Below are 18,141 nucleotides of genomic sequence, written 5' to 3' on the forward strand. Positions count from 1 at the left end.
GCGCAAAGCTGAAACCCTGCGCCGCTTTTTGCTGTTGCTTCTAGCTTACGACTTGCCGCTGGAGACTAGATAGCCTCCAGTTCCTTCTGCCAAGCCTTGTTCTCTTTCTTCGAGGTGCCACCCAGCAGCTCCAGCGCCTGACGCAGGCGGAAGCGCGTCAGATCCGGGCCCAGGTGCGCCATGGCATCCAACACCGAGACCGAGCTGGCCTGGCCGGTAATCGCCGGGAACAGCAGCGGCATCAGATCACGCAGCTTCAGCTCCTGGCTGGCAGCCACGGCATTGATGGTCGCCATGATGCCGTCCTTGTTCCAGTCGCGCAGCGCTTCCAGCTTCCACAGCAGCAGTTGCATGACCTTGCGTACTTCATCGGCGGACAGCTTCTTGTGCTCGAACAGCTCAGGCGCAGGGTTTACCTTGCCGGCCATGAAGAAGCCGAGCAGATCAGGCAGATCGCTGAAGGTCTCGACGCGGCTCTGCGCCAGGCTGATCATCGGTTTGAGGTACGCCGGGTTCAGCGCCCAGGTCTGCACGGCAGCGGCAAAGTCGTCTTCCGACAGCTCACGAATCCACTGGCCGTTCAGCCAAGACAGCTTCTCTACATCAAAGATTGGGCCGCCCAGCGATACCCGCTGAATGTCAAAGTGCTCGACCATTTCGGCGAGGGTGAATTTCTCGCTTTCATCCGGCATCGACCAGCCCATGCGGCCCAGGTAGTTCAGCAACGCTTCCGGCAGATAACCCATGCGCTCATAAAAGGTAATGCTGGTCGGATTCTTGCGCTTGGACAGTTTGCTCTTGTCGGGGTTACGCAGCAGCGGCATGTGGCACAGCTGCGGCATATCCCAGCCAAAGTACTGATACAGCAGAATGTGCTTGGGCGCGGAGTTGATCCACTCCTCACCGCGCAATACGTGGGTGATGCCCATCAGGTGGTCATCCACCACGTTGGCCAGGTGGTAGGTGGGCAGGCCGTCGGCCTTCATCAGCACCTGCATGTCGACCTGTTCCCACGGGATATCGATTTCGCCGCGCAGCATGTCTTGCACCTGGCAGATGCCTTCACTCGGCACCTTCATGCGCACCACGTGGGGCTCGCCCGCTGCCACGCGCTTGGCCACCTCATCTGCGCTCAAATGCAGGCAGTGGCCGTCGTAACCGGGGGTCTGCTTGTTGGCCATCTGTTCTGCGCGCAGGGCATCTAGTCGCTCGCTGCTGCAGAAGCAGCGGAAGGCATGGCCGGCGCTGATCAGCTGTTCACTGTGCTCGTGGTAGATGGCGCTGCGTTCGCTCTGGCGGTAAGGGCCGTGCGGGCCGCCCACATCCGGACCTTCATCCCAGTCCAGACCCAGCCAGCGGAGGGAATCAAGAATCTGCTGTTCCGATTCGGCACTGGAGCGCACCTGATCCGTGTCTTCAATTCGCAGGATGAACTGGCCACCGTGCTGGCGAGCAAAACACTGGTTAAACAGGGCGATGTAGGCAGTGCCCACATGCGGATCGCCAGTTGGCGAGGGGGCGATACGAGTACGAACGGTCATGGGGTCTCTCAGTCAGACTGCCGAGCAGGCGCTCGGCATGGCAGTAATGGGTTACGGGCATTGCATGGCGAGCGATTTTATCAGGCCTCGACCTCGACTTGCACATCCTGGCGCGCTTCCAGATTTTCAATCACAAAGTCGATGAAGGCCTTGACCTTCATTGCCTGAAAGCGCCGCGACGGATAGAGCGCGTATAGCTCGCTGGATGGCAGGGTAACGTCTTCCAGCACCCGCACCAGCGTGCCCTCGGCGACGCAGGGCTCGGCAATAAAGGCCGGCACATTGATGATACCCGCGCTGGCCAGCGCTGCTTCACGGGCGAAGGTAATGTTGTTGACCACCAGCACCGGGTTGATCGGCACGCTCATGTGCGGCTGCAGGAAGTGCCACTTGCGGCTGCCATCGACCAGGGCATGAATGCAGCGGTGCTGGCTGAGCTCTTCCGCCAGTTTGGGCATGCCGTATTTGGCGATGTAGCCCGGACTGGCATAAAGCTGCCGCGGGCTGGACATCAACGGCCGCGCCACCAGGCTGGAATCCTGCGGGCGTCCAAGGTGCACGACAATATCAACGCCCTCTTCCACCGGGTCAACCGTGCGGGTGGTCAGTTCCACTTCAACCTGAATGGCCGGGTAACGGCGCATGAACTCGCCCACCACGCCGCCCAGAAACAGTTGGCCAAACTCGATTGGCGAGCTGACGCGCAGCAGGCCCGTGGGCTCGCGCTGCAACTGCATGATCGCCTGCTCGGCTTCGGCAAACTCCTGCATGATCTGCCGACAGCGCTCGTAATACGCCTGCCCTACTTCAGTCAGGCGCAGCTTGCGGGTGGTGCGATTGAGCAAGCGCACCCCCAGCCGCTCCTCCAGTTGGGCGATGCGTCGGCTCACCGTCGACTTCTGCATGTTCAGGGTCGCTGCCGCACTGGTAAAGCTGTGACACTCCACGACTCGGGTAAAAATCAGCGCGTCATCCAATCCCATCGATTACTGTTCCCGTATTGCAACAAAGTTTCCAGATTCTAGCGCCTCTGGCGCCGAGCGGAACAGTGTTAGAGTGCGTCGGATAATAAAAATTGGGGAAGTTCATGTCTGCCCGCGTTCGCGTACGTCTGTTTGCCTTCTTACTGCTTTGCGCCCTGATTGGAGCCGCTGCCGCAGCACATTGGTGGCTTGTTGGCCGTCATTACGAAGAAACGGACAACGCCTACGTGCAGGGCGACATCACCCTGATTTCCAGCCAGCTGGCCGCGCAGGTGACCGAGGTGCTGGTGGATGACAACGAGTTGGTACAGGCGGGTGACCCGCTGGTGCGGCTGGACGCCCGCGACTTTGAGGTCGCCCTCGCCCACGCCCGCGCCAACCTTGCGACCCGCCGCGCCGAACAGCAACAGGCCCGCTCCAAGCTGACCCAACAGGACAGCCTGATTCTCGCCGCCCAAGCCAGCCTGCTGGCAACCCAGGCCGAGCAACGCCGCATCGAACTGGACATCAAACGCATCGAACCGCTGCAGCGCTCTGGCTATGCCTCCGAGGAACAACTGAGCAACTTCCGCGCGCAGCTTGAAGTGGCCAAGGCGCAGGTCAAGAAAGCCGATGCCGACGTGCAGACACAAAAGCTGAGCAAAGACACGCTCTACGCCGACATCGAGCGCCTCGCCGCACAGATTCAAGCCGCCGAAGCCGATATCAGCCAGGCCGAACTGGCGCTTGAGCGCACGGTAGTGCGCGCTCCCTTGGCGGGCCGGATTGGTCAGCGCACCGCCCGGGTTGGTCAGAACGTGCAGCCGGGCAGCCATCTGATGGCCGTGGTGCCTGACAGCCAGCTGTGGATCAAGGCCAACTTCAAGGAAACCCAGATCCAGGGCATGCATGACGGCCAGCGCGCCGAACTGGTGTTCGATGCCTTCCCGGACGACGTAGTACCGGGCCAGATCCAGAGCCTGTTTCCCGCCTCTGGCGCCCAGTTCAGCCTGCTGCCGCCCGACAACGCCACCGGCAACTTCACCAAGGTGGTGCAGCGCATACCGGTGAAACTGGTGATCGATGCAGAGCATCCCCTGAGTGAGCGTATTCGCCCCGGCATGTCGGTTCACGTGAAGGTAGATCTGCGTGGCTGAGGCCGCGATCCCCGAACAGGAGATTCCGCCACCCGGCAGACGCGACTGGATCGCCCTGCTGAGCGCGATTCTGGGCGCCTTCATGGCGATTCTGGACATTCAGATCATCAACTCGTCGCTGAAGGATATTCAGGGCGCGCTCTCGGCCACCATCGAAGAAGGTTCGTGGATTTCCACCTCGTATCTGGTCGCCGAGATCATCATCATCCCCCTGGCTGCCTGGCTGACCACCATATTTTCGCCACGGCGTTTTGCCGTGGGTATCTCGACCCTGTTCGTGATTGCCTCCCTGCTCTGCTCCATGGCCTGGAACCTGGAAAGCATGATCGCGTTCCGCGCTCTGCAGGGCCTCGCCGGCGGCGCGCTGATTCCCTTTGCCTTTACCCTGATTCTGACCAAGCTGCCGCCGGCTTCGCGCCCCAAGGGCATGGCCATGTTCGCGATTACCGCGACCTTCGCCCCCTCCATCGGCCCCACCATTGGTGGCTGGCTGACCGAGAACTTCGGCTGGGAATACATCTTCTACATCAATATCGTGCCCGGCATCCTGATGGCCAGCGGCCTGATGTATGGCCTGGACAAGGCAGCGCCGCGCTGGGAATTGCTGCGCCAGGGTGATTACTGGGGCATCGCCACCATGGCGGCCGGTCTGGGTTGCCTGCAAGTGTTCCTTGAAGAAGGCCACCGCGAAGACTGGTTCGAGTCCAGCAGCATGGTTACCCTGGCGGTGATCTCCTTTATCAGCCTGGTGTGCTTTATCATCCTGCAGCTGTCGCGGCCAAATCCTTTGGTGAACCTGCGGCTGCTGAAAGAGCGCAACTTCCTGTTTGGCAGCCTGGCCAACATCGGCCTGGGTGTGGGCCTGTACGGCACGGTGTTCGTGTTGCCGGTGTACCTGGCGCAGATTCAGCAGTACAACGCCCTGCAGATTGGTCAGGTGATCATGTGGATGGGCTTTCCGCAGCTGCTGATCATTCCGCTGGTGCCGATTCTGATGAAGTTTGTCGATGCGCGATTTATCTGCGCGACCGGCTTTTTCCTGTTCGCCTTCGCCAGTTTTTTCAGCGGTAGCCTGAATCTCGATTTTGCCGGCGATCAGTTTATCGCCATCCAGATTTTCCGTGCCTTCGGCCAGCCGATGGTGCTGGTGCCCATGTCGATCCTGGCCACGGCGATGATTCCGCCCTCGCAGGCCGGTTCTGCGTCCAGTCTCTACAACATTCTGCGCAACCTGGGCGGCGCCATCGGCATCGCGGCGCTGGCAACCATTCTGGATAGCCGGGCCAAGCATTACTACGAGATATTGCGCGAGAACATAACCCCCGGTAACCCGGCATTCAGCGAGCGTATGAGCGCGCTGACGGCGCGTCTGGGCAACGAACAAAGCGCCTTCCAGATGCTCAGCAATCAGGTACATCAGCAAGCCAGCATCATGGCCTTCAACGATGCCTTCCACCTTATCGCCATCATGCTGGGCTGCTCCATGGTGTTTGTCTTGCTGACTCGCGCCATTCCCAAACCGGTTGCGGCCAAACCCGCCGGCGACAGCCCCGACAGCGTCGAACCGGCTCATCCCTGACTGTCATTTTTTTTGATCACCCTCTGGAATTAGTCCACTCCAGGGGGTAGCATCGGCTTGAAATGTAAAATATTTTCAACAACCACTTTTCAGCAGGTGCATCATGGTCGAAACCCAGCACACATCTTCCTATTACGCCGCATCCGCCAATGCGACGCCCGAGCGTCCGTCGTTGCAGGGGCGTCATGAAACCGATGTGTGCGTGATCGGCGCCGGTTATACCGGCATCTCGACTGCCCTGTTCCTGCTGGAGCAAGGTTTCAAGGTGACGGTGTTGGAGGCGGTGAAGGTCGGTTTTGGCGCCTCGGGCCGCAATGGCGGGCAGATAGTCAACAGCTACAGCCGCGACATTGATGTCATCGAGCGCACCGCCGGTGCCAAGCAAGCCCGACTGATGGGCGAGATGGCCTTTGAAGGTGGCCGCATCATTCGCGAGCGAGTCGCCAAGTACAACATCCAATGTGACCTCAAGGATGGCGGCGTATTTGCTGCCTTCAACGACAAGCAGATGGGTCACCTCGAAGCCCAGAAGAAGCTCTGGGAACGTTACGGACATACGCAATTGGAGATGCTGGATCAAACCCGTATCAACCAGGTGGTAAACACCGACCGCTACGTCGGCGGCATGCTCGACATGAGTGGCGGTCACATTCACCCGCTCAACCTGGTGTTGGGTGAAGCTGCAGCGGTCGAATCGCTGGGTGGCGTGATTCATGAGCATTCGCGAGTTACCAAGGTAGACCAGGGCGCCAAGCCGGTGGTGCACACCGACCAGGGTCAGGTGGTCGCCAACTATGTGGTGGTCGCCGGCAACGCCTATCTGGGCAACCTGCTGCCGCAGCTGGCGGCTAAATCCATGCCCTGCGGCACTCAGGTGATCACCACCGAGCCCCTGGGTGATGATCTGGCGCACTCACTGCTGCCGCAGGATTATTGCGTGGAAGATTGCGCCTACCTGCTGGATTACTATCGTCTGTCCGGCGACAAGCGCATGATATTCGGCGGTGGCGTGGTATACGGCGCGCGCGACCCGGCGGATGTAGAAGCCCTGGTGCGCCCCAATCTGATCAAGACCTTCCCGCAGCTCAAGGACGTCAAGATAGACTACGCCTGGACCGGTAACTTCCTGTTGACCCTCTCGCGCCTGCCCCAAGTTGGCCGGATTGGCGACAACATCTATTACTCACAGGGTTGCAGCGGCCACGGCGTTACCTACACCCACCTGGCCGGCAAGATTCTGGCCGAGGCTTTGCGTGGCCAGGCCGAGCGCTTTGATGCCTTCGCCAGCTTGCCGCATTACCCCTTCCCCGGCGGGCGCCTGCTGCGCGTGCCCTTTACGGCAATGGGCGCCTGGTATTACCAGATGCGCGACAAGCTGGGCTTCTGACTACCCGCCAGGCAGCGCACCGGCGCTGCCCGCATTCGCGTTTGCCGCCGGCAGGCAGACAAATTCGGTGAACCTGATCACATCAGTGATAGCACTTCGGAACTGCTCCCGCCTTCCTTAGTCTTAGGCTTTGTGTCCCGCGCGCGTATTACGCGCCGGCACCCGCAGGCAGCCGCCCGCAAGCACAGCTTCCAAGCAAGGAAGCCAAGACCAAGAATGAGGAGTAACCCAATGACTTTCATGCAATCCAGCAAGCGTTACCTATCCGTCGTTTTCGCCGCTCTGTTCATGCTTACCTCGCTGATCAGCGTTCAGGCCCAGGCTGCCATGGTTGGCACTAACGAGGTTATCGCTCAGCAACAGCTGACCGTTGACCGGGCTGAGTTGAAAGGCATGCTGCAGGATGAAGCCGTGCAGGAAAAGCTCGCCAGCATGGGCGTTTCGCCCGATCAGGTTGACCAGCGTATCGACAGCCTGACTGCCGATGAGTTGGCCTACTTCAACACCCAGCTGGATGAAGCGCCTGCCGGTGCCGGCGTGGTGGGTGTGATCGTACTGTTTCTGGTGATCTTCATCATCACCGACATGCTCTGTGCAACCGACATCTTCAGCTTCATCCACTGCATCAATCGCTAACGGATGCGCTCTCTTCGCATCCTTGCTGCGCTCGGGCTGACAGCTTTGCTGTCAGCCTGTGCCGGCACTCAGACTATTCCCGACTCCGCGCAATTGCCGCCTGACATTCAACCGCAGCAACGCCTCGATGACGTCCCCTTTTTCGCCCAGGATGAGTACCAATGCGGCCCCGCCGCGCTAGCCATGGTGCTCAACCAGCGGCATGTCGATATAACCCCCGCCGCGCTCAAGGAGCGCGTGTACATCCCGGAGCGCAAGGGCAGCCTACAGGTCGAGATGGTGGCTGCCGCGCGCGATCAGGGCATGCTGGTGTACCCGCTGGAGCCTGACCTGCAGGCCATACTGAGCGAGGTAGATGCCGGTAACGCCGTGCTGGTCATGCAAAACCTGGGGTTGAGCTGGTTTCCCCAATGGCACTACGCGGTGGTGGTCGGCTACGACCTCAACGCGCAGGAGCTGATCCTGCACAGCGGCCTCCAGGAAGCGCAACGCGAACCCTTCAAGCTGTTTCTGCGTACCTGGGAGCGAGCCGATAACTGGGCGCGAGTTGTATTACCCGCAGACCAGCTGCCCGCGACCGCAGCGCCCCTGCCCTACCTGCGCGCCGCCAGCGATCTGGAACAGACCGATAAGCTAGACAGCGCCAAGGACGCCTATCAAACAGCGTTGATTCGCTGGCCGGACCAGCCCGCTGCGCGTCTGGGGCTGGGTAACGTCGCTTGGCAGCAGGGCGACAAGCGCATCGCGGTAGCGCATTTCAGCGAATTGACCCGCCAGTTTCCCACGCTGGACGCCGGCTGGAATAACCTGATCACCGGCCTCAATGACATGGGCTGCGAGCAGGCCGCCAAGGTGGCGCAGCAATGCTTTGAACAGCGCAGCCAAGGCGGTGCCGAGAATGACCGGAATGCCGCTTGCCCCTTGCCGGTCTGCCCCTGATGATGACTCTTTCTGCGATCAAAGGAGCAGCCAGGCATGCTGAGTGCGCACCAGGTTCAACAGCTGATACGTCAAGGCGTGCCGCAGGCCGACGACCTTGATCTGCGGATTGAAGAAGTCAGCGAACAGCACAGCCTCGCGCGGGTACCTTTCCACAGCCGGCTGATTCGCCCCGGCGGCACCCTTTCTGGGCCGACACTGATGGCGCTGGGCGACGCGGCCATGTATGCATTGGTGCTCGGCAGGCTGGGACCAGCTGAAATGGCGGTGACGTCCAATCTCAACATCAACTTTCTATCACGCCCGCAACCCGTTGATTTAATGGCGAAAGCAACTTTACTCCGGATGACTCGAAGGCAAGCGGTGTGCGAGGTTGGGCTCTACAGCGCGGGCCGGCCCGATGAGCTGGTCGCGCACGTTACCGGTACCTATGCGCTGCCGCAGTGATCCGCAGAAATACACGGCCTCTCCAAAGTCGTATTGCCCGCGCGCTTGGCTTGGGCTGCGATAGGCAGCCCAGTCTTGTTCAAGGATAACAACGTGACACTGCGCGCCATCACCCTCACCCTGCTCGCCATGCTGGCCTTTGCCGGCAACTCGATTCTCTGCCGCCTGGCGCTCAAAGAGACCGAGATTGACCCTGCCAGCTTCACCGCAATTCGCCTGGCTGCCGGAGCGCTGACCTTGTGGCTGATCGTCAGGCTGCGCCGCAGCAATGCGGCCGGCGCGGGCAACTGGTGGTCTGCCCTGGCGCTTTTTGCCTACGCAGCCGCCTTCTCTCTCGCCTATGTGCAACTGTCTGCCGCTACCGGGGCGCTGCTGCTTTTTGGCGCCGTGCAGACCAGCATGATCGGTTATGGCCTGGCGCGCGGCGAGCGGCTTGGCCCATTGCAGTGGCTAGGCGTGGCCGTGGCAGTTGCCGGCCTGGTGGTACTGCTGTTACCCGGCCTGTCCGCGCCGCCGCTGGGTGCGGCCTTGTGGATGCTGATCGCAGGTGTGGCCTGGGCGGTGTACTCACTGCGTGGCCGTAGCGCCGGTGACCCAACGCGCGTGACCGCGGGCAACTTCATCCGCGCACTGCTCTTCGCAGCGCTGTTGTGCCTGCTGCTTTGGCCGTCTCGCTCACTTGATCAGCCCGGAGTGCTCTATGCGCTGCTGTCCGGCGCGCTGGCCTCCGGCGTCGGCTACGGCCTGTGGTACGCCGCGCTGCCGCTGCTGGCGACCAGCACCGCCGCCACGGTACAGCTGAGCGTACCTGTGATTACCGCCATCGGTGGTATTGTGCTGCTCAATGAAGCGCTGACCCTGCCACTGCTGATCGCCTGCGCCAGCATCCTGGGGGGAATCGCCCTGGTGGTGCTCAATCATCGAAAACCTGCCTGAGAAACCGACCCTCAATGACTGCGAAATACCTTCATCTGCGCTACCTGCTGATTCTGACGCTGTTGTTTTCGTTACTCTTTGCCGTTCTGGCAATCCACCCGCACGACCGCAGTGATTGGGCGCTGGAGAATCTACTGGTACTGGCCTTCGCCGTCGCACTGGGCCTCAGCTACCGCGCCTTCCCACTCTCACGCTTGTCCTACACGCTGATCTTTCTGTTTCTCTGTTTGCATGAGGTGGGCGCGCATTACACCTACTCCAAGGTGCCCTACGATGCCTGGATGACCAGTGCCTTCGGCGTCAGCCTCAACGAGATGCTCGGTTGGCAGCGCAACAACTTCGATCGCGTGGTGCATTTTCTGTTCGGCGCGCTGCTGGTCTACCCCATCCGTGAGCTTTACTGCCGCGTCGCCAACGCCCGCGGCTTCTGGGGCTACTTCTTTCCGCTGGAACTGGCGATGGCCGCGTCCATGTTGTACGAGCTGTTCGAGTGGGCGGCCGCCAGTCTGTTTGGCGGCGACCTGGGCGTTGCCTATCTGGGTACTCAGGGCGACATCTGGGACGCCCACAAGGACATGGCGCTGGCCAGCTTAGGTGCGCTTATCACCCTGTTGCTGGTACTGCTGACCAACCTCTGGTTAAACCCGAATTTCGGTCGGGAATGGCGCGACAGTTTGCGAGTAAAGCGGCACCGGCCCATGGGCGAGGATGAACTGGAGCATCTGCTGCAAGACACTGATCAGGTGACCGACAAGTCATCGCAAAAGTAAAAGGCAAGCTGCTGTTTTGCGTGCAAAATGTTAAAGTCCCAGGCGCAGAAGCGGTCTGGGGCCGCGCTGCAGTCAGCGAAGTCGAAGCGCCCTGGGCAAACCGACAACACAGAGAAAACCAGTCTTGAAGGAAGCTCCATGGCGCGTGTGTCGGGCATCAGCAAAGTTAAACTGAGCGTATTGATTCTCCTGGTGGCCGGTCTGTTTATCGCCTGCAGCCAGATACCGGAATATCCGGTAGAGGAGCCCATCGCGGCGCGCGTACAAAGCTATGATTACCAGCGCGACATCCGCCCCATCTTTGAACACAAGTGCATGGCCTGCCATGGCTGCTACGACGCCCCCTGCCAGCTGAAACTGACCAGCGCTGAAGGCCTCGAGCGCGGCGCCTCCATCCTGCCGGTATACGATGGCGCGCGCCTCGAAGACATGCTGCCGACGCGCCTGGGTGTGGATGCCAACTCGACCGCGGAGTGGCGTGAAAAGGGCTTTTTCTCGGTGCTGCACGGCGCTGAAGATGGCCAACTGAGCGGGCTCGACGCTTCCGTGCTGTATAAAATGATTGAGCTTGGCCATAGCCAGCCGGTGACCCCGAACAGCCGTCTGCCCGCCAGCATAAGCCTGGGTACCGCGCGCACCAACAGCTGTCCCAGCATCGACCGCTTTGCCGAGTACGCCGATGACTTTCCGCATGGCGGCATGCCCTATGGCGCCACCGGTCTCAGCGACGAGGAGTTTACCCGCCTGACCCAGTGGATCAGCGAGGGCGCGGTGGTCACGCCGGCGCTCTATACGCCCGGTGAAGCCGAGCAGGCAATGACCACGAAGTGGGAGCAGTTCCTCAACCAGACTGGCAAGCGTGAACAATTGGTGGCCCGTTACCTGTTTGAGCACCTGTTCGCCGCGCACCTGTATTTCCCGGATATCGACGGCAGCCATTTCTATGAACTGGTGCGCTCCAGCACCCCACCCGGCCAGCCGGTTCGCGCGCTGCGTACGGTACGCCCGAACGATGACCCCGAAGGCCCGTACTTTTACCGCCTGCAGCCGCTGCGGCAGGCTATTGTGGAAAAAACGCATATTGTCTACGCCCTGGGTGACACGCGCATGCAGCGTTTTAAGTCGCTGTTCTTGCAGCCGGATTGGGATGTGGTCAATCTGCCCGACTACAGCTACGAGGCGCGCGCCAACCCCTTCGTTACCTTCGCCGCCATCCCGGCGAAAGCGCGCTACCAGTTCCTGCTGGACGACGCCGAGTATTTCGTACGCAACTTTATTCGCGGCCCGGTGTGCCGCGGTCAGATTGCAACCGATGTAATCCGCGATCAGTTCTGGACAGTATTTGAAGATCCAGAGCAGGAGGCCTACGTCAACGACGCCGAGTACCGTGCGCAAGCCAGCCCGTTACTAGGCCTGCCGGGTCAGAAAAGTGACCTGCTGGCGCTCGGCCCTGAGTGGCTGGAGTACAACGAAAAACGCAACGACTATCTGAAACTGCGCGGCCAGTACTACGCCGAGCGCAAGCCCGACGGCGCGACTGCAGACGAGCTGTGGGACGGTGACAATTGGAACCGGGACGCGCTGCTGACCATCTTCCGCCACTACGACAGCGCCTCGGTGCGCCGCGGGCTGCATGGCCGCGTGCCACGCACCATCTGGGTCATGGACTACCCGCTGCTCGAACGTACCTATTACGAGCTGGTCGCCAACTTCAACGTGTTCGGCAGCGTCTCGCACCAGGGCCAGACCCGGCTGTATTTCGACCTGATCCGCAATGGTGCCGAACACAACATGCTGCGTTTCGTGCCGGCAAAGCAGCGTGAACCCCTGTACGCGCACTGGTATCAGGGCAGCGCCAAAATCAAGCACGCATTGACCTATACCGGCCTGGATACCACTACCCCGGTAGCCATGAACTACACCGGAGCCGAGGGCAACGACGCCGTCATGCAGCGCTTCAGCCAACTGTTGATGGATCGCACCGCCGCCGTCAGCGGCCCGCCAGATACGCTGAATCGCTGCCCGCAGAACAATTGTCAGCGCGCCAGCATCAGCGCCGCTCAGCAGCAGGTGGAAGCGACCCTGCAGCCGCTGGCGCGGGCCAATGGCGCCAGCTTGCCGGTGATCAGCCTGCTGCCGGAGGTCACTTTCCTGCGCGTTACCCAGGGCGAGCAGCGCTGGGTATACACGCTGGTACACAACCGCGCGCACTCTAGTGTTGCCTTCATGTTTGGTGAACAATCACGCCTGCTGCCCAAGGAAGACACCCTGACCCTGATCGAAGGCACGCTCGGCAGTTATCCCAACTTCAGCTTCAACGTGCCGCTGGAGGAGCTGCCGAGCTTTGTCGACAGCCTGTCGGCTATTCAGCAACAGGCCGGTTTGCATAGCCTGGCGGATCGGTGGGGCGTGCGCCGCACGCATCCGCAGTTCTGGGACATCATGGCCGACTTCAAGCGCAGCACAGAGGAAAGCACGCCGGAGCAAGCCGGCATACTGGATGTCAATCGCTACGAAAACCTCTAGGTACCACCGCGCGCCCTACGGCTAGACCACGAGCAGCCGTAGGGCGCGCCGGCTGTCATCAGCGCGCAAGGGCTGACGCTCAGCCTGCCACCACCTCACTGATCAGCAGCTCCGGAGCGATGTCGGTGTAATTGGCAACATCCCCCTGAATTTCCTTTGCGTGCGGCGCAAAGGCAGCCTGAAAGCTCTCCACTGAATCAAAAAACAGGTGCCCCATGGCCACAAAGGCCGCCGGCGCACCGGGGGCGCCACCCGCCAGACCGCGATCAATGCCAAACGACAGGCAGGCATCACCCACCAGACGCTTGACCATCGGCATGTGCTGTTCACGGTAGTAATCATGGTCAAAATGGCTGCCGGCCACGTTGGGGTACAAGACGCTGACTTTAATCATCTGACGGACTCCGGAGATTGTGTTTAGGCTGATACCGCTACCCCTGCAGTCTGCACCGATTTAGCCACGCAACAGTAGCGCATCAAGCTGACGAATATCCTGCCAGCAATCAGAGCGAAGCCCCGCCGGCACCGAGCAATGCGCGCGGTAGCGGCTATGCTCTAAGGGCACAGCGTGAGCGGCACGCTGGCATGGCAGCAATCTGTGCGAATTTCAAGGAGCCTGAATGCGGTTTTCGTTAAGCGCCCTGGGGGGGCTTGCAGTGGCATTACTGAGCGCGCCGGCAATGGCATCGCTGTATCACGATTACTCGGCGGCGCCGGAAGACGCCGAGGTCGATACCGGAAACTTCCTTGATCGCTGGTCGCTGCCGTTTATTCCCGTACCCAAGATCATCACGGAACCTGCGGTCGGCACTGGGCTGGCGTTGGGGCTGGTGTTTTTTGAGGAATCCGAAGAGCAGAAGGCCGAACGTTCCGACGGCAGCCTGGTGCCGGAAAACATCACCATCGGCGGTCTGGCCTTTACCTCCAACGGCAGCCGTGGCTATGGCGTGGGGCATCTGGGTTTCTGGAAAGACGACACCATCCGTTACAAGGGCTTCCTCGCCTATTCCGACTTCAACATTGATTTCTACTCGCTGGCCGGCATGCCGATCAACCGCCCCATCGGCTTCAATATCAAGGGCCCGGCGGTCATCCAGGAGTTGCAGATGCGCATCAGCGACAGCCGCTGGCTGATCGGCGCCAAGCAGGTGTATCGCAAGGTCAAACTCACTCTCACCGATGACCTAAGCCTGCCCAATGCGGCGCTGGCTGATCCGATCAATCGCTATCTCGATAATCACCTGGGCGACAGCGCGGTGACGTCGGGCCTGGGTATCACCGCCGAATTCGACTCGCTGGACACCCCCATCGACCCGCAGGAAGGTTACAACTACAGCGTGCGCTATCTGGTTTACGACAAGACCATCGGCAGCGATTACGACTACGCCAGCTATCAGCTCAAGGGCACCAATTACTGGAAGCTGACGCCAGCATGGGATCTGGGTGTGCGCCTGCAGTATGACGGCATCGCAGTGGACGACGAGACCGTGCTGCCGGCCTATATCGCACCCTCCATTGATCTGCGCGGCATCCCCGCCGCGCGCTATCAGGGCAATGCCGTGGCCGTGGCCGAGGCGGAGCTGACCTGGAAAATCACCCCGCGCTGGCGCGTCAAGACCTTTGCCGGTGCTGGCCGCGCCGCCGACCAGTTCAACGAGCTGGGCGATGCCGAGGCCGCCAACAGCCTAGGCGGGGGTTTTCGCTATATGGTCGCGGAGCGTTACGGCTTCAATATGGGTATTGATGTGGCCCGCGGGCCGGAGGAATCCGCGGTGTATATTCAGGCCGGCTCGACCTGGTAGCCGCGACGGCACTTTGCGTTACACTCAATGCCAGCAATGGAAACAGTCGGCCTGAGCCGCTAATAATCGGGAGCGCTGCATGCACAAAACTACCTTTCCACTACTGTTTATCGGTATTGCCGGCGTACTCGCCGCGGGTTGCGGCACAACCGCAAGCACAGACAGCAATGAAGCGCAGGAAGAACAGGCCGCGCCTAGCACCGAGCAGGTCACCGGCCAGATCAGCTACCGTGAGCGCATCGCGCTGCCCGACGGCAGTGTGGCGCACATCAAGCTGAGCGATGTCTCGCGCGCCGATGCCTCGGCCACGGTGCTGGCCGAACAGAACACCACGCTGTTCGGCAAGGCGGTGCCTATCCCCTTCTCGCTCAAGGTCGAACCCGCGATGTTCGATCATCGCATGCGCTATTCGGTTTCCGCGCAGATTCGCAGCAGTGACGGTCAACTGCTATGGACTACCGACAGCGCCAACCTGATCGACGTCAGCCAGCCGGTAGTGGATCTGGGCACTATCATGATGATCAAGGTCAACGGCGCCGTCGCCAACGATGCCGAGATCGTCGATGTGAATGCCTTTCTGCCCTTCGCCGCCCGCGGCAACGAGCCCGGCTGGACGCTGAAGGTCGACAGCGAGCGCATGAGCCTGAGCCGCCAGAACGACCCCACCACCATTCTTACGCCCACGCCGACCACCACGCGTGAAGAGGACAGCTACCGCTTCAACGCGAGCACGGAGGCCAACTCGGTCATCGTCGATGTTACCCCTCAGCTATGCCGCGACAGCATGACCGGTATGCCCTACCCCTACGAGGTCAGCGTCAAAGTGAATGGCGAGACACTCACCGGCTGCGGCGGCGCTGCGCAGTCACTGCTCACCGGACGGGAGTGGATAGTCGAGGATGTCGACAGCAAGGGGGTGATCGACAACACCCAGATGAGCCTGAATTTCACCAACGAGGGCCTGCTCGGCGGCCGTGCCGCGTGCAACCAGTACACCACCAGCTATCAGCTCGGTGGCGAAGGCCTGACTACCCAGGCCATCGCCTCCACGCAAAAAGCCTGCGCACCGGCACTGATGAACCAGGACGAGCACTTTCTTGAGGTGCTCGGTGACGTGGCACGCTTTGAGATCGACGACACCGGTGCGTTGATACTGATCACCACTGACAACCGCACGATCAAGGCGCGCGCTGCAGACGCTGACAGCGGCAGCCAACCATGATCAGCGGTGGTTGCCTGTGTGGCGGCGTTCGCTACCGCATCAGCGGGGAACTTGCGCCCATTCAGCTGTGTCACTGTCAGCAATGCCGCAAGGCGCAGGGCACGCCCTTTGCCAGCAATATTCCGTTGCTGCGCAGTCAGTTTGAACTGCTCAGCGGCGCGGAGCTGCTCAAGGCCTACGCTTCCTCTGCGGGCAAGGAACGCGTGTTCTGCAGCCACTGCGGTTCACCGCTGTACAGTCAGCGCAGCAGCGCTCCGGAGGCCATACGACTGCGTGCCGGTAGTCTCGATCAGGCGCTGACCGTGCGCCCGGCGTTTCATGCCTACACGGCTTCTGCCGCTAACTGGTGGCCGATTGACGACGCGCTGCCACAGTATCCGCAAGGTGCGCCACCAGAGCCCGAGGCGTAAGGCCGTTAGGTTTCCCGACACCGCGAGGTAATGCATGACGGATAGAGCCACAGACCAACAGGACAATCCACTGACCCTGCCACTGGGCAACGAGCAGCTGGTCATTCGCCGCCGCTATGAAGTGCTCAGCATCATCAACGACTTTTTTATCGCCATCTGGTTTCTGCTCGGCAGCATCCTGTTTCTGTTTCCCGAGTACGAAAAAGCCGCCATCGTCTTGTTCATTATCGGCAGCGCGCAGTTTCTCGTGCGACCCAGCATTCGCCTACTCAGCCACCTCCATTTGCAACGACGCGGCAGCGAAAGTGCCAGCACCTGGGAAAGCTGAGCCACGACATCAATTGCAATGATCTGGCGGTGTAAACACTTGTACACACTGCCGACCTGAACAATACTCAGCCGCGTAAATCTGCACCTTACAAAACAACAATATCAGGTGAGCACCATGGCGCTGAGCCGCACAACCAAACTGGCCTACGGGCTAGGCCAAATTGCCGAAACCACGAAAAGCACCGGTTTCAACATCTTCCTGTTTTTCTTTTTCACTCAGGTTCTCGGGCTGTCCGGCACCCTGGCTGGACTGGCGGTGATGATTGCCCTGGTATTTGATGCCGTCACCGATCCTCTGGCCGGCTATCTGTCGGACCGCAGCCGCTCGCGCTTTGGCCGCAGACACCCATTCATGCTGGCGGCAGCACTACCTTTGGCACTCACCTGGTACCTGTTGTTCACGCCACCCCCCGGGCTTGATCAAACCGGGCTTTTTCTCTGGCTGACCGGTTTCGCGGTGCTGGTACGCGGCGCCATTACACTCTACTACGTACCCTATCTCGGGCTGGGTGCCGAGCTGACTACGGACTACCACGAGCGCACCTCGGTCGCTGCCTGGCGGGGTTTCTGTGGGGTCTGTGGCGCCGCCCTGGTGGTGCTGCTGGGCGTGCCCGTGTTTTTCCCTGAATCGGCCGCCTTTGAGAACGGCCTGTTGAACCCCGCCGGCTACCCGTTGGTGGCGATCAGTGGCGCAGTATTAATGGCAATCAGCATAGTAGTGTCGGTCTGGGGTACCCGCGCCAATGCGCGCATGGGCGTCAATCCGCAGCAACAGGCCACCCTAGGCATGTTGAAGAACCTGCAGCATATCTGGGGCAACTCTTCATTTCGCGCACTCTTTCTAGGGACGCTGCTGGTGTCTGTCTCGATTGGTATTACGCAGACCTTGAACATGCATTTGAACGTGTACTTCTGGGGGCTGACCAGCAACAACATAGCTCTTTTGGGCGCCGGTGTGCTGCTTGGTTGGCCCGCCGGCATTTTATTGGCTCGACCGCTACACCGGCGCTTCGACAAGAAGCCCAGTATCGTCGGGGCGGCCCTGGTAGCAGCGCTGGCCGGCAATATTGCCGTGGTACTGGAGCTGCTGGAACTGTTTCCCGCGGCGCAAAGCGCCGCCTTCGTCCCTTCGATTCTGCTGTTGTTGTTTATCGGCGGTGCGGCCTCCGGTCTGGCCATGATCTCGGGCGCATCCATGATGGCCGATGTCGCACAGCAGCACGCGGACGCAAGCGGACAACAACAGGAAGGTTTTTTCTTCAGCGCCATTTCCTTCACCGGCAAGATTGCGGCTGCGGCCGGCTATCTGGTTGCCGGGGTAGGACTGGATCTGATTGGCTTTCCGTTACAAGCCAGCCCCAGTACTGTGGCGAGCGAACAAATTGATCATTTGGCGCTGCTCAGTCTGTCTGCCGGCGTCTTTGCCTTGGCCTCAGCCTGCACCTACAGCCGTTACCAACTACGCCAACCCACCAACCCAGCACTGGCGATCTAGCC

17 protein-coding genes are annotated in these 18,141 nt (G+C 60.6%); 14 read left to right on the forward strand and 3 right to left on the reverse strand.

The window, feature by feature from the left end; genetic code table 11:
- Positions 1 to 65: 65 nt before the first annotated feature.
- Both gltX and BLU26_RS04675 read right to left on the reverse strand, forming a co-directional pair.
- Positions 66 to 1,541 (reverse strand): glutamate--tRNA ligase, encoded by a 1,476-nt coding sequence (gene gltX, locus BLU26_RS04670; protein WP_092284305.1) that lies wholly within the window; start codon positions 1,539 to 1,541, stop codon positions 66 to 68.
- An 80-nt stretch (positions 1,542 to 1,621) separates the two neighbouring features.
- On the reverse strand, positions 1,622 to 2,524 hold the full coding sequence (locus BLU26_RS04675; RefSeq protein WP_092284307.1) for a LysR family transcriptional regulator: 903 nt from the start codon (positions 2,522 to 2,524) through the stop codon (positions 1,622 to 1,624).
- A gap of 104 nt (positions 2,525 to 2,628) precedes the next feature.
- Between BLU26_RS04675 and BLU26_RS04680 the strand changes: the two genes are divergently transcribed.
- From BLU26_RS04680 to BLU26_RS04720, 9 genes are all read left to right on the forward strand, one after another.
- Complete coding sequence (locus tag BLU26_RS04680; RefSeq protein WP_092284309.1) at positions 2,629 to 3,660, forward strand: HlyD family secretion protein; 1,032 nt, start codon at positions 2,629 to 2,631, stop codon at positions 3,658 to 3,660.
- The gene (locus BLU26_RS04685; RefSeq protein WP_231702004.1) at positions 3,653 to 5,239 is read left to right on the forward strand and encodes a DHA2 family efflux MFS transporter permease subunit; all 1,587 of its coding nucleotides are present in this window, start codon (positions 3,653 to 3,655) and stop codon (positions 5,237 to 5,239) included. Before BLU26_RS04680 ends, BLU26_RS04685 begins: the two co-directional genes overlap by 8 nt.
- Positions 5,240 to 5,342: 103 nt before the next feature.
- Complete coding sequence (locus BLU26_RS04690) at positions 5,343 to 6,626, forward strand: NAD(P)/FAD-dependent oxidoreductase (protein WP_092284311.1); 1,284 nt, start codon at positions 5,343 to 5,345, stop codon at positions 6,624 to 6,626.
- A 231-nt stretch (positions 6,627 to 6,857) separates the two neighbouring features.
- Positions 6,858 to 7,262 carry a PA2779 family protein gene (locus BLU26_RS04695; protein ID WP_331457188.1) on the forward strand — a complete coding sequence of 135 codons (405 nt, stop codon included), beginning with the start codon at positions 6,858 to 6,860 and terminating at the stop codon, positions 7,260 to 7,262.
- Positions 7,263 to 7,307: 45 nt separating this feature from the next.
- Positions 7,308 to 8,201 (forward strand): PA2778 family cysteine peptidase, encoded by an 894-nt coding sequence (locus BLU26_RS04700; protein WP_157719302.1) that lies wholly within the window; start codon positions 7,308 to 7,310, stop codon positions 8,199 to 8,201.
- A 39-nt stretch (positions 8,202 to 8,240) separates the two neighbouring features.
- The gene (locus tag BLU26_RS04705; protein ID WP_231702042.1) at positions 8,241 to 8,648 is read left to right on the forward strand and encodes a PaaI family thioesterase; all 408 of its coding nucleotides are present in this window, start codon (positions 8,241 to 8,243) and stop codon (positions 8,646 to 8,648) included.
- 93 nt (positions 8,649 to 8,741) lie between these two features.
- Positions 8,742 to 9,584, forward strand: coding sequence for a DMT family transporter (locus BLU26_RS04710; RefSeq protein WP_197674532.1), 843 nt, complete (start codon positions 8,742 to 8,744; stop codon positions 9,582 to 9,584).
- A gap of 14 nt (positions 9,585 to 9,598) precedes the next feature.
- The gene (locus tag BLU26_RS04715) at positions 9,599 to 10,354 is read left to right on the forward strand and encodes a DUF2238 domain-containing protein (protein ID WP_092284317.1); all 756 of its coding nucleotides are present in this window, start codon (positions 9,599 to 9,601) and stop codon (positions 10,352 to 10,354) included.
- 138 nt (positions 10,355 to 10,492) lie between these two features.
- Positions 10,493 to 12,880, forward strand: a complete 2,388-nt coding sequence (locus BLU26_RS04720; protein WP_092284319.1) for a fatty acid cis/trans isomerase — start codon at positions 10,493 to 10,495, stop codon at positions 12,878 to 12,880.
- Positions 12,881 to 12,959: 79 nt separating this feature from the next.
- On the opposite strand, the gene BLU26_RS04725 is transcribed toward BLU26_RS04720, so the two are convergent.
- A complete protein-coding gene (locus tag BLU26_RS04725; protein ID WP_092284321.1) occupies positions 12,960 to 13,274 on the reverse strand; it encodes an EthD family reductase in 315 nt (104 codons plus the stop codon).
- 226 nt (positions 13,275 to 13,500) lie between these two features.
- Here BLU26_RS04725 and BLU26_RS04730 point away from each other — a divergent pair, with 226 nt between their 5' ends.
- The 5 genes from BLU26_RS04730 to BLU26_RS04750 all read left to right on the forward strand — a co-directional run bounded on the left by BLU26_RS04730 (position 13,501) and on the right by BLU26_RS04750 (position 18,139).
- Entirely contained in the window at positions 13,501 to 14,682 is a 1,182-nt protein-coding gene (locus BLU26_RS04730) for a BamA/TamA family outer membrane protein (protein WP_092284323.1), read from the forward strand.
- 79 nt (positions 14,683 to 14,761) lie between these two features.
- Complete coding sequence (locus BLU26_RS04735; protein ID WP_092284325.1) at positions 14,762 to 15,904, forward strand: YbaY family lipoprotein; 1,143 nt, start codon at positions 14,762 to 14,764, stop codon at positions 15,902 to 15,904.
- Positions 15,901 to 16,314 (forward strand): GFA family protein, encoded by a 414-nt coding sequence (locus tag BLU26_RS04740; RefSeq protein ID WP_092284327.1) that lies wholly within the window; start codon positions 15,901 to 15,903, stop codon positions 16,312 to 16,314. Before BLU26_RS04735 ends, BLU26_RS04740 begins: the two co-directional genes overlap by 4 nt.
- A gap of 34 nt (positions 16,315 to 16,348) precedes the next feature.
- Entirely contained in the window at positions 16,349 to 16,642 is a 294-nt protein-coding gene (locus tag BLU26_RS04745; RefSeq protein ID WP_092284329.1) for a YrhK family protein, read from the forward strand.
- A gap of 117 nt (positions 16,643 to 16,759) precedes the next feature.
- Entirely contained in the window at positions 16,760 to 18,139 is a 1,380-nt protein-coding gene (locus BLU26_RS04750; RefSeq protein WP_092284331.1) for an MFS transporter, read from the forward strand.
- The last annotated feature ends 2 nt before the right edge of the window (positions 18,140 to 18,141 follow it).

The organism is Halopseudomonas sabulinigri, from assembly GCF_900105255.1.
Lineage (GTDB): Bacteria > Pseudomonadota > Gammaproteobacteria > Pseudomonadales > Pseudomonadaceae > Halopseudomonas > Halopseudomonas sabulinigri.